Origin of the sequence: Bradyrhizobium betae (assembly GCF_004123905.1) — a bacterium.
In the GTDB taxonomy this organism is placed as follows: domain Bacteria; phylum Pseudomonadota; class Alphaproteobacteria; order Rhizobiales; family Xanthobacteraceae; genus Bradyrhizobium; species Bradyrhizobium betae_A.
Genome location: NZ_MZXW01000021.1, coordinates 40,566 through 52,717 on the forward strand (window position 1 = coordinate 40,566; position 12,152 = coordinate 52,717).

Annotated in this window: 12 protein-coding genes; 6 read left to right on the plus strand and 6 right to left on the minus strand. The window is 62.6% G+C overall.

Features of this window, described 5'->3' with window-relative positions; translation table 11 throughout:
- Positions 1-12: 12 nt before the first annotated feature.
- Genes B5V03_RS18425 through B5V03_RS18440 form a run of 4 tightly spaced genes read left to right on the plus strand, consistent with a single transcriptional unit; the run spans position 13 to position 4,018 of the window.
- Complete coding sequence (locus B5V03_RS18425; RefSeq protein ID WP_129272030.1) at positions 13-831, plus strand: ABC transporter ATP-binding protein; 819 nt, start codon at positions 13-15, stop codon at positions 829-831.
- A complete protein-coding gene (locus B5V03_RS18430) occupies positions 828-1,628 on the plus strand; it encodes an ABC transporter permease (protein ID WP_129271827.1) in 801 nt (266 codons plus the stop codon). The genes B5V03_RS18425 and B5V03_RS18430 overlap by 4 nt, the downstream gene beginning before the upstream one ends.
- Positions 1,625-2,986: an amidohydrolase family protein gene (locus B5V03_RS18435; RefSeq protein ID WP_129271828.1), complete on the plus strand. Its 1,362-nt coding sequence runs from the start codon at positions 1,625-1,627 to the stop codon at positions 2,984-2,986. Before B5V03_RS18430 ends, B5V03_RS18435 begins: the two co-directional genes overlap by 4 nt.
- Positions 2,987-3,001: 15 nt before the next feature.
- Entirely contained in the window at positions 3,002-4,018 is a 1,017-nt protein-coding gene (locus B5V03_RS18440; protein WP_129271829.1) for an aromatic ring-hydroxylating oxygenase subunit alpha, read from the plus strand.
- A gap of 728 nt (positions 4,019-4,746) precedes the next feature.
- Here the strand turns inward: B5V03_RS18440 and B5V03_RS18445 are convergent.
- From B5V03_RS18445 to B5V03_RS18465, 6 genes are all read right to left on the minus strand, one after another.
- Entirely contained in the window at positions 4,747-5,256 is a 510-nt protein-coding gene (locus B5V03_RS18445) for an Lrp/AsnC family transcriptional regulator (RefSeq protein WP_129271830.1), read from the minus strand.
- Between the two features lie 55 nt (positions 5,257-5,311).
- Entirely contained in the window at positions 5,312-5,476 is a 165-nt protein-coding gene (locus B5V03_RS41515) for a hypothetical protein (RefSeq protein WP_164988110.1), read from the minus strand.
- Between the two features lie 198 nt (positions 5,477-5,674).
- Positions 5,675-6,001, minus strand: coding sequence for a hypothetical protein (locus B5V03_RS18450; protein WP_129271831.1), 327 nt, complete (start codon positions 5,999-6,001; stop codon positions 5,675-5,677).
- Positions 6,002-6,031: 30 nt separating this feature from the next.
- Positions 6,032-6,847: a MetQ/NlpA family ABC transporter substrate-binding protein gene (locus B5V03_RS18455; RefSeq protein WP_129271832.1), complete on the minus strand. Its 816-nt coding sequence runs from the start codon at positions 6,845-6,847 to the stop codon at positions 6,032-6,034.
- A 39-nt stretch (positions 6,848-6,886) separates the two neighbouring features.
- Complete coding sequence (locus B5V03_RS18460; RefSeq protein WP_129271833.1) at positions 6,887-8,230, minus strand: LLM class flavin-dependent oxidoreductase; 1,344 nt, start codon at positions 8,228-8,230, stop codon at positions 6,887-6,889.
- Positions 8,231-8,271: 41 nt separating this feature from the next.
- A complete protein-coding gene (locus B5V03_RS18465; protein ID WP_129271834.1) occupies positions 8,272-9,108 on the minus strand; it encodes a class I SAM-dependent methyltransferase in 837 nt (278 codons plus the stop codon).
- Between the two features lie 374 nt (positions 9,109-9,482).
- Between B5V03_RS18465 and B5V03_RS18470 the strand changes: the two genes are divergently transcribed.
- Both B5V03_RS18470 and B5V03_RS18475 read left to right on the plus strand, forming a co-directional pair.
- Positions 9,483-10,922 carry an FAD-dependent oxidoreductase gene (locus B5V03_RS18470; RefSeq protein WP_129271835.1) on the plus strand — a complete coding sequence of 480 codons (1,440 nt, stop codon included), beginning with the start codon at positions 9,483-9,485 and terminating at the stop codon, positions 10,920-10,922.
- Positions 10,923-11,220: 298 nt separating this feature from the next.
- A complete protein-coding gene (locus B5V03_RS18475) occupies positions 11,221-12,147 on the plus strand; it encodes a TauD/TfdA dioxygenase family protein (RefSeq protein WP_129271836.1) in 927 nt (308 codons plus the stop codon).
- The last annotated feature ends 5 nt before the right edge of the window (positions 12,148-12,152 follow it).

The window sequence follows — 12,152 nt, forward strand, 5'->3', positions numbered from 1 at the left end:
CCGCTCGACGAAATGGCAAAGCAGATGACGACAGCTGACGAGCGGCCGCCGGCCGTCGAGGTTCTGTCCGCCGAGAAGGTGTTTGCCAACGGCGCGCGCGGCCTGGCGCCGATCGACCTGTCCATCGCCGACGGCGAGTTCCTGACCCTGATCGGCCCTTCCGGCTGCGGCAAGAGCACGCTGCTCAAGCTGGTCGCCAACCTCATCGAGCCCTCCGACGGACGGTTGCTGTGGTGGCGCGGCGACTTCGCGCAAGTGGGGCAGGAGGGGCGGCGCCTCGCCTTCGTATTTCAGGAGCCGACCCTGATGCCCTGGGCCCGGGTCGAGGCCAACGTCCGTTTGCCGCTGGAGTTCGGCAACATGCCGCGAGCCACGGCGGATCCCAAGGTGGCGGACGCCATCGCTCACGTCGGCCTCTCCAAGTTCAACCGGCACTTCCCGCGGCAGCTGTCCGGCGGCATGAAGATGCGTGTCTCCATCGCGCGCGCCCTGGTCACCGATCCCAACCTTCTGCTGATGGACGAACCGTTCGGGGCCCTCGACGAATTCACGCGCAACAAGCTGGACGACGACCTCGTCAACCTGTCGTGGGAGCGCAAGCTGACCACCGTCTTCGTGACGCATTCGATCTACGAGGCCGTGTTCCTCTCGACCCGGATCATCGTCATGGCCGCGAACCCGGGGCGCATCTTTCGCATCATGACCATCGACCAGCCGCAGCCGCGCGACCAGGGTTTCCGCGACAGCTCGAAATTTGCGGCCTGTTGCCGCGAATTGTCGACCTGGCTTGCCGAAGCATCGCTGCAATCGGCCGGTGGAGGCGAGTCATGAAGCCGTTGTTCGAATCCGAAGCGTTCGTGCGGATCGCCGCCCCGGTTGCGGTCGGCATCGTCCTGTTCGCGGTGTGGGAGGTCGGCTTCCGGCTAGCGTCCGTTCCCGTCTACCTGTTTCCAAAGCCGACGGACATCTTCGCAAGCCTCCTGCACAATGGGCCTTCGCTCCTGCGCGCACTCCTCGTGACCTTGCGCGTCACCCTGCAGGCCTTCGTCGCAGCCGTCATTCTGGGCACGCTGATCGCCTTCATGTTCGTGCAGAGCCGGGCGATCGAGGTCAGCCTGTTTCCCTATGCGGTGCTGCTGCAGGTGACGCCCGTCGTCGCCATTGCGCCTCTCATCATCATCTTGGTGAAGAACACGCAGCTGTCGCTGACCATCTGCGCGACCTTGGTGGCGCTGTTTCCCATCATCTCGAACACGACGTTGGGCTTGCGCAGCGTCGACCCGGGACTTGCGAATTTTTTCCGGATGAATCGTGCCAGCCGCTTCAAGACGCTGGTGAAGCTGCGCATTCCGGGAGCGCTGCCCTATTTCTTCGGCGGCTTGCGGATATCGAGCGGCCTGGCCTTGATCGGTGCGGTGGTAGCCGAATTCGTGGCAGGCACTGGTGGGCGATCATCGGGGCTTGCCTACGAAATTCTCGATGCGGGATTCACGCTGGACATTCCTCGCATGTTCGCGGCTTTGTTCCTGATCACCCTGACCGGAGTTCTGCTGTTCGCGGCCATGGTTGCGTTGTCGCAGTGGGCTTTGTCGGATTGGCACGACAGCGAGACCAGGGCCGAAGCATGACCGCCATATTGATCGACAATGCCGCCGGCATCTTCACCGGCCTGCCGGGCGTCGCCATGCGCGCCGCCGGGCAGATTCGCATCCGTGATGGCGTCATCGTCGAGATCGGCGCGCTGGAGCCGCAGCCGGGCGAGCAACGCCTCGATGCCCAAGGCGGGGTGATCTATCCCGGTCTGGTCTCGACTCATCATCACCTGTTCCAGAGTGTGCTGAAGGGCGTGCGGTCCGGCATCGACCTGCCGCTGGCCGGCTGGCTGCGCGCCGTGCCATACCGGTTCTGGTCGAAATTCGACGAGGAGGCGCTTGCCGTTGCGGCCCGGATCGGGCTCGCGGAGCTGCTTCTTTCGGGTACGACGACGGTCGCTGACCATCACTACCTCTTTAGCGACACGTTCGGCTTCGACCCCGCGCAGGTGATCTTCGAGGTGGCACGCAGCCTCGGCATCCGCCTGGTGTTTTGCCGCGGCGGCGGCACCACGGCGCGCCATGTCGATACCGACAGGTTTGCGGCGATGCCCGTCGAAACGCTCGATCGCATGTTGCAGTCGGTCGAGGCCTGCGCGCAGCGCTTCCACGATGCATCCCCGAATGGTCTGTCGCGCGTTGCGCTGGCGCCAACCACGCCGACCTGGTCGCTCGACCCCGGCGAACTGCGCGAGGTCATTGCGGCGGCGCGCCGCATGGGGGTGCGGCTCCACAGTCACTTGTCGGAGACTGCCGACTATGTCGATTTCTGCCTGTCGGTGCACGGCAAGCGGCCTGTGCATTGGTTGGCCGATCATGGCTGGCTGGGCGAGGACGTCTGGTTCGCGCATCTGGTGCATCTCGACGACGACGAGGTGCGGATTCTCGCGAGCACCGGAACCGGCATGGCGCATTGCCCGCAATCCAACTGTCGCCTCGGCTCCGGCGTCGCGCCCGCCGATGCCATGGCGCGCCTCGGCGGCGCGGTCTCTCTCGGCGTCGACGGGGCAGCCTCCAACGAGGCCGCCGACATGCTCTGCGAGATGCACAGCGCCTGGCACACCCATCGCGCCATGAAGGGGGCGGGCGCGGTGACGGCCGAGGACGTCGTACACTGGGCGACAGCGGGTGGCGCGCGCGTGCTCGGCATGCCTCACGTCGGCACGCTGGCGCCGGGGCAACAGGCGGACATTGCCATCTTCAAGCTCGATGACGTCAGGCATTTCGGCATGCATGATCCCCTGATCGCGCCGGTGACCTGCGGCGGTTCGGCGAAACTTCGCTATCTCCTGGTTGGCGGCCGCATCGTCGTCGCAGACGGCACCATCCCCGGCCTCGACCTGCAAAAGCTCAAATCGGATGCCGCGCGTGTGGTCACGCGACTGGCCGCCTGATCGCGGAGGATCACCATGTTGAGCACGAAACAGCCCGTGCTGCGCCGTTTTTGGTATGCGCTGATGCCGCTGGATCACCTCAAGGATGGGCCAAAGCCGTTCACGCTGCTCGGCGAGCCAATCGTCCTGTTCCTCGACGCCGAGGGCCAGCCGGCCGCGCTGGAAGACCGGTGCTGCCACCGCACGGCGAAGCTTTCGAAGGGCTGGTGCAAGAACGGCAATATCGTCTGCGGTTATCATGGATGGGAGTATGACCGCGACGGTAAGCTGGTGATGATCCCGCAGTTTCCGTTCGAGCAGCCGGTCCCCGACGCGACGGCGCGCTCGTTCCGCGCCAAGGCTCGCTACGGCTATGTTTGGGTTGCGCTCGACGAGCCCTTGGCCGACATCCCCGAAATTCCCGAGGACGGCATGCCCGGCTATCGCCGCATCAACCAGTTCTACGACAAATGGAACACGGCGGCGCTACGGCTGATGGAAAACTCCTTCGCCAATGCGCACTTCGCCTTCGTCCACAAGGGCACCTTCGGCGACATCAATCAGCCAAAGCCGGAGAAGTACGAGGTCGTCGAGACCGATGTTGGCTTCGATGCCGAGACCATCATCACGGTTCGCAATCCGGCCAATGCCTACAGGATCACCGGGACGAGAGAGCCGATGACCAGGCGCCATCAGCGCAACAAATGGTTCATGCCGTTCTGCCGGCGTCTCGACATGGAATATCCGTCCGGCATCCGGCACATCATCTTCAATTGTGCGACGCCGATCTCGGACGGCCAGATCCAGGTGGTCCAGCTGCTGTTCCGCAATGACGGCGAGGCGGACTGCTCGACACAGGAGCTGATCGATTGGGATGCCGCGATCATCGCCGAAGATCGTGACATGCTGGAATCGACTGACCCCGACGCCATTGTCGACATGGGACGCAAGATAGAGATGCACATGCCGTCTGATCGGCCGGGCATGATCATGCGCAAGCGGTTGCTCGACCTCCTTCACCAGCATGGCGAAGAAGAGCGGCCGCGCCAATAGTCGGCCGTAGCTCGAACGGTGGGTCTCGAAAGATCGAAAATCCCTTATTTTTCAATGGGAATTGACTGACACCCACTCCGCCGCAGTGCTTCTCCACTAATATCCAACCGTTCGAAGCGACAGCAAAACATAAATGCTGCGCGGCAACGGTTATCGCGATGATGAGTGATGTCACCCGTAGTAACAGTGCAAACCGCAGCCTCGGAACGTGGGGTCGAAGGACGGATTTCGCCTTCAAGGCATCGATCTGCTTACGTCGATGCGCGTACGCGCGCAGCCCCCGTATTGTTCAAAGCCGATCTTCGCTGGCGAGGCGCTCTGTTATTTGGAAATGCCTGCTAAGCAATTGATATTACTATCAGCGTATCCGGCTATTTTTTCCAAATACCCATTGAAATCGCTGAATAGTCAGGCAGGTTTTGATTCCGCCATTCGGAGGTTCGATCCCTCCCGCCCCAGCCAGCAGCTAAGTTGCTGAGTTCGCTATATAAGCAGCTCCATTCCCACGAAATCTTTTGGCGCGTTTGGAAATAGTTTCCTTCCGCTTTCGTCCCAATATAGACCCCGGACGCCCACTCGAGCAGCTCTGCTGCAATCTCATCGTAGAACCGGGTACTGCCGCGAACAAATCGGACAACCGGTAGGCATTATGCATGTGTGCGCAATGGCACCGTGCTGTAGTTCGCCCAGCCATTACGCTCGGGGTGGAGTCGCTTCCCACTATCGCCTTAGTCAGCCACCGCCGCCGGCACCGGCAGGGCCGTGATCGACTTGATCTTCTCCATCGCAAAGCGCGAGGTGACGTTCTTGAGCGGCACGGCGTGGATCAGTTTCTTGTAGAACACGTCGTAGCTCTGCATGTCGGGGATCACGACGCGCAGCATGTAGTCGACGTCGCCGGCCATCCGGTAGAATTCCATCACCTCGGGCATGGCGCTGACCGCCGCGGCGAAGCGCTTCAGCCAGGCGTCGGAGTGATCGGAGCTTTCGACCGAGACGAACACCGAAAGGCCGAGGCCGATCTTGTTCTGGTCGACCAGCGCGACGCGCTTCAGGATCACGCCGTCGGCCTCCAGCCGCTGAATGCGCTTCCAGCATGGCGTGGACGACAGGCCGACGCGATCGCCGATTTCGGCCACCGAGAGTGAGGCGTCCTCCTGAAGCACCGTCAGTATCTTGCGGTCGATGGCATCGAGGCGGCGGCCAGTCTCGGCGAGCTGCAACGCAGCGTCGGTCATTGTCTGATTACCTTTGTGTCAATGGAAGCTCGGGCCCGGCGCTTGTGCAGAGTTGTCAGCCGTGAGGCCCGAACAGGAATATCTCGTAAAGGTCGTCCTGATGGCCGCCCTGGTCATCGTTCGGGCCGCCCGTCTGCGGCTTTAGTGAGCGCCGGAACCATCCGCGTGCCTGTTCGAGCAAGCTGGCGATGCCTAGATGCAGCGAGACGAGGTAGCTCATGTTCACTCCGGACATCATTGTAGGGCGAGAACCCTGCAAGGCTATCACGGGCGACAAGACGTTGAACATCGCCTGGCGTTGGCGAGGATCAGTTTGGTTGGATCGTACTGAAGCTGTCATCTGTCCGAGCAGAAAATTCCATGGTGACGTTTCGCAAGGAACGATTTTCATGCGGTACACCGGGTGCGGAGCGTTGGATCAGTCATCTGTGAGTAGCGCGAGCACGTCGGCGTGCCGCAGGCGCGGGGTGGAACCGGCGTTCAGAGGGCGGCGACACGAGTCCGGCACCACGGCAAACATAGGCATACCCATGCTGCCGAACGATGCGTACAGCAGGCTCCGGTCGGCACGCTCATGCAGATGCGCCCCTGTCCTGAGGCCAAGCACGAACAGGAATGCGATCATCAGCACCAGCGGGAGGATCAATGCCTCATGCTTGCCGATGCGATCGGTCACCGCTCGCGCGTCGGCCGCCCGCTCGGCGGGAGAACGAAGGCCAGTCCATTCCAGAGCAAATTCGAACATGCCGTATGTCGCTATTGTTCCGCCATCCCTTCACTTCATGTAGTCGGGCAAGGTGAAGCCGTCATAGAAACGGTCGGCCTTAATCGCCGTCTTGAATGCGGGGGACTTGTAGCCGGCGACGATGTCCTGGGCCCATTCGGCATTGGCATTGGCCTTCTTCACCGCGAGCACGTTGATGTAGGGCGTCGTCATCTTCTCCAGCGCGAAGGCGTTGGTCAGCTTGAGCCCGCTGAAGATGGCGAAATTGCCCTGGATGGCGGCGAAGTCGACGTCGTCGAGCGCCCGCGGCGCCTGCGCGGCCTCGAGCGGGACCAGCTTGATGCCGCCGGGATTCTTGATGACGTCGAGCTCGGTGACGTCGACCGGCTTGCTGTCGCGGATCTCGATCAGGCCGAGATCGCGCAGCACCCACAGCGCGCGCTGGAGATTGACGGGATCGTTCGGCACCGCGACGCTGGAGCCCGGCTTGATCGGCGTGCCCAGCGGGTGCTTTTTCGAATAGAGGCCCATCGGTGGTGTCGGGACGTGGACGATGCCGACGAGATCGGTCTTCTGGCGCTCGTTGTAGGACTCGAGGAAGACCGTGTGCTGCATCACATTGGCATCGATCTCGGACTTGAACACCGCGTTGTTGGCTTCAAGGCCGGTCGAGAATTCGACGTAGCGGATCTTGTAGCCCTTCTGCTTCAGCTCGGGCTCGACGCCGATCTTGAACTCATCGATGTACGGCCCCGGCACGAAACCGACCCGCAGCTCGGGCTTCGCCGGTTGCTGCGCCATGGAGTTTCCGGCGGCGAGCGGAGAGAGAGCCAAAAGGCCCGAGAGGAGAAACAACGCGATCTTCATGTCTTCTTACAATTTTCCAGTTTGGAGGGGAGAACGGTATCAGGCGATTGCCTTGACCTCGTTCGAGTAGATGCTGGCGGGACGGGCGAGGCCGTAATGCTCGCGCAGCGTCGTGCCGGTGTAGTCCTCGCGGAACAAGCCGCGCTTGCGCAGGATCGGGACGACCTGCTCGGCAAAGACATCGAAGCCGCCGGGGAGCCAGGGCGGCATCACGTTGAAGCCGTCGGCCGCGCCTCCCTCGAACCAGGCCTGGATATTGTCGGCGACCTTTTCCGGCGTGCCAGCGATGACCCAGTGGCCGCGCGCGCCGGCCAGGCGCTGGACGAGTTGGCGGATCGTCGGTTTCTCGCGATCGACGATGTCGACCACCAGCTTGAAACGGCTGGCGACGCCGCCCGCACTGGCGGTGTCGATCAAATGGTGTGGCACGGGACCGTCGAGATCGTAGCCGGTAAGATCGACGCCGATCATCTGGCGCAGCTGCGTCAGGGAATATTCCGGCTGGATCAGCTCGTTGAACTCGTCCTGGAGCCGGTCCGCCTCGACCTGCGTGCTGCCGATGAAGGGGCTGATCCCGGGCAGAATCTTGATTTCGTCGGGACCGCGGTCGAAGGCGCGGGCCTGGCGCTTGATGTCGGTATAGAACGTCTTTGCCGAGTCCAGGGTTTGATGCGCGGTAAAGATCGCCTCCGCATACCGGGCGGCGAAGGCGCGGCCGTCGTCGGAGGCTCCGGCCTGCACATAGACGGGCCGTCCCTGCGGCACGCGCGAGATGTTCAGCGGGCCACGCACGCGAAAATGCTTGCCGACATGGTCGAGCGTATGGATCTTGCTCGTGTCGGCAAAGATACCGGAGGCGGGGTCGTTGACCAGCGCGTCGTCCTCCCAGCTATCCCAGAGGCGCGAGATCACGTCGAGATATTCACGGGCGCGCTCGTAGCGCTCATGATGCGGAGGATGCTCGGGCAGTCCGAAATTCTGCGCGGCCTGCGGTACGCTGGTGGTGACGATATTCCAGCCGGCGCGGCCCCGGCTGAGATGATCGAGCGAGGCAAACAGGCGCGCCAGATTGTATGGTTCGGTATAGGTCGTGGATGCCGTGGCGATCAGCCCGATGCGGCTGGTGACGGCGGCGATCGCAGCCAGCCAGGTGATCGGCTCGAAGCGAAAGCGCTGGGCGTAGCGGACGTTGTCGGCCAGCGCCGGGCCGTCGGCAAAGAAGATGGCGTCGAACTTGCTCGCCTCAGCGCGCTGCGCCAGCTCCTGGTAATAGGTGATGTCGAGAATGCGCTCCGCCGACGACCCCTTGTAGCGCCACGCGGCTTCGTGATGGCCGCCGGGATAGATGAAGAGATTGAGAACAAGCTGCCGTGGGTTGCTCATGGTTCGATGTCCAGATGCGATGGCTGGGGGGAGGCTGGCGGCTACGAGATGGAAGTGGTGGCTTGCGATCCCGGCTTCCGGGCGAAAGCGAAACGCAGATATCGTTCGAGATGCAGCCCCTCCGGCGTGCGCTTCGTCTCGACCAGCGCGGCAAAGGCTGCGTCGATCGCTGCTCGTTCCGCTTGCGAAAAGCCGCCGAGGAAATTGCCGAATGCGCTGGCTTCGGACCAGCCGAGCACCGAATTCACGTCGCCGTGGAGATCGACGAGCGAGCGCAGGTCACTTCGGTAATCGGAAAAGCCGGTCTCGGCGAACAGCGCCCTGAGCTCCTCGTCGGTGGCTCCGAGCACGCGGGTCGACTCGCTGCTTCTCTCGCTGAACCCGGCCTGCTCAATGGCCTGGCGGAGCAGGGTGCGTGACTCGTGAGGTTTGGTCGGATCCTGCACATTCAGTCCGATCCGACCGCCCGGCTTGAGGACCCGTTCGATCTCAAGCAGCGCCTGCCGCTTGTCGGCGATCCAGTGGAAGACGCTGTTGAGGTAGACGGCGTCGAATTCCGCCGGCCCGAAGCGCGAGAGGTCCTCGGCACGTCCGACATCGAAGGTCAGCGTCTGCGATGCGCGCAGGCGCGCGATCGCGATCCGGTTCTCCAGCGGGTCGATGCCGACCACGCGGCCGGTCGGGCCGACAAGTCCCGCGACGAATTCGGTCAGGCGGCCGGTGCCGGCACCGATATCGAGCACGTGATCACCGGACTTCAGAACCAGCGGTCCGATGAGGAATTTGCCATGGTGAAACTGGAGGACGCCGGCCCGCTCGTAGGTGCGTGCAAGCTCAGGCGTGTCCCGTTCGAGGCTGATGACGCCGGCGGTCGACATCGTACTTTCCAAAATCTCCAACGCGCCGTCGAGACGGCTTGATCGAGACGAACTCTATGTTGTCGAGGCGACAAAAGTCGATGAAATGGATTTGCGTTGTTCGGTGCGACGCGAGCATGAATCTAGCGACGGGAGCGCATTGAGGAGATGATGTCGCGAACCGATCATCTCAACTGAAGGCGGCGCGGCGATCGAATGTCCCGTCGCCCTTCCTGGCTCGCTTCGCGCCGTCGACGCAAATCTTTCAACGCGCCGTGACCCAGCGGTGGCTTCGTTGTTCGGGCAGCCAAACAAAGCCCATTCCATTTCATTGACTGAGTGGCGCTGGCTTCTACGATTTGGTCGCATCTAATGCAGAGAAATCCGGGTGCAACATGTTTCAGTCCGATATCGACGCCGCTGCGCGCGAGACCTTGCGTCTGATTGGTCCAGATCCGCAGAACTGGGTCCCGGATCGTCACGGGACCGACCACAACGTCGCCATCATCGGGGGCGGGCAATCCGGAAGCGCTTTCGCCTTCGCATTGCGCCGTGCCGGCATCGGCAAGGTCACGGTGATCGATGCAGCGCAGGATGCGGCGTCGTCCGGCCCTTGGCTGAGCAGCGCGCGCATGCACAAGCTGCGGACGCCGAAGAGCCTGCCCGGACCTGAGCTTGGTCTTCCGGGGCTGAGTTTTCAGGCCTGGTATGAAGCCCGCCATGGCGCAGTCGCATATGAAGCGATCGACCGCATTTCCCGCGTGGATTGGGCTGCCTACCTCGATTGGTATCGCCAGGCGCTCGGCATCGAAGTGCGCTATCGTACTAGGCTTGTGCATATCGAGCCGGCGCAGGATCATCTGCGGCTTCATCTCGATGTGGCGGGCCAAGCGAGGACGGAAACAGCCCGCAAGATCATTCTCGCCAGTGGCTTCCCCAGTAACGGAGGCCCGTCCGTTCCCGACGTGCTGTCGCGCAACCTGCCAAGGGGGCTTTATGCGCATACGTTGGAGACGATCGATTTCGAGAAGCTGCGAGACAAGTCAGTCGCGGTGCTGGGCAGCGCGGCCTCCGCGTTCGATGCGGCGGCGGTTGCGCTTGAGGCCGGGGCGAGGGAGGTGCACCTGTTCGCACGCCGCGACAAGATTGCTTCGGAGCCCGTGATCAGGACGCGCGGATATCCCGGAGCCTACGACAATTACGGGGCGCTGCCGGACGCGGTCCGTTGGCATCAGTCCATCCGCTTTCGACGCGCGGGATCGACGCCGCCGCCCGATGCTATCGCGCGCGCTGTCAAGTTCCCGAACTTCCATCTTCATCTGGCGGCAGCGTGGACCTCAGCCAAGCCGTTCGGGCGGCGGTTGCTTGCAACCACGCCGCAGGGCGATATCGCATTCGATTTCGTCATCGCCGGGACGGGCTATCAGGTCGACCTCGCAAAGCGTCCGGAACTGGCCGCCTTCTCCGACGAGATCCTGCTATGGCGCGATCGCATTTCGCCGGCAGCGAGCGAGCAGGACGACGCCCTGGGTGCGCATCCTTATCTCGGCGCGGGTCATGAATTCCTGGAGAAGGAGCCTGGTCGCGCGCCTTACTTGCGGAACATCCACGTGTTCAACCCCGCGGCGTTCGTCAGCTTCGGTCTACCGATTGGAGACGTGCCGAGTTTCAAGCGCGACATTCCGGGCGTCGTCGCGCGGATCAGCAGGGATCTGTTCCTTGACGATCTTGCGGCGCATGAGACGCGGATCAACGGGCCGATCGTCGACGACTTCGAGCCGTCGCTCTATGCGTCGGCCGTCTGGCGTTCGCCCAACATCGTCGCTGCGGAATAAAGCAGAACGCAAGTCGCAACTGGAGACGCCATGACCGCAGATGCGTCTGTTTCTCAACTGCCTCGAACTTTGGAAGCTATTTCCGAAGTCCTTGAGTTAGCATCGTGTGACTGAACAAGAGGCTGCATTGATGCAGCCTCCACCGAAGATCCCGCCAGACGCGATTGTCGCCAGAGCAGACGGCAATCCTGCAAGAGGATCGATCGCAACATCACTGTCCTTCACTCCGTCATCGCATCAGCGATCGGCGTACGGCGGAGCCTTGTCCAAATCGGATCGCGGTCTTGGGGTAGATGATATGACGGACGCAATCACCATCGACAACGTCATTCCGCGCGCGGATATCGTCAAGCGGACGGCGCGTATCGGCGCCGAAATCAGGAACATCAAGCTCTCCGGCGACCTTCCGGACCGGACAATTGCTGCGATCAACCAGGTGCTGCTCGAGCACAAGGTCATCTTCTTCCGGGATCAGAACCATCTCGACGACGCCGAGCAGGAGCGGTTTGCCGTCCGCCTCGGCAAGCTGGTGCCGCACCCGACGGTCGGCGCCACCAAGGGCACTGCGTCGATCCTCGAACTGGATTCCGGGCGAGGTGGCGGGCGCGCCGATCAGTGGCACACCGACGTCACCTTCGTCGATGCCTATCCCAAGATTTCCGTCCTGCGCGGGGTGGTGATCCCCGAGTTCGGGGGCGACACGATCTGGTCCAACACGGCGGCCGCCTATCTCGATTTGCCGGCTCCATTGCGCAAGCTCGCAGACGAGCTCTGGGCGGTGCACAGCAATGCATATGACTACGCGGTCAAGACCCGCGCGACCGAAGCCGACCGGAAGCAATTCGAAGAAGTCTTCACGGCGACGATCTACGAGACCGAGCATCCGGTCGTTCGCGTCCATCCCGAAACGGGCGAGCGGACGCTGGTGCTCGGCAATTTCGTCCAGCGCTTCGTCGGCCTGCCGAAATACGACAGCCAGAAGCTGTTCGACCTGTACCAGTCACACATCACGGCTCCCGAGAACACGGTGCGGTGGAGCTGGCGGCAAGGGGACGTGGTGATCTGGGACAATCGCGCCACTCAGCACTACGCCGTCAACGATTACGGCGACCAGCACCGTGTGGTGCGGCGTGCCACCATCGACGGCGAGGTGCCGGTCAGCATCGACGGCCGCAACAGCGTGACCCGCGTCAAGGCGGCCAAGCCCCAGGCGAAGGCCGCCTAAAGCGA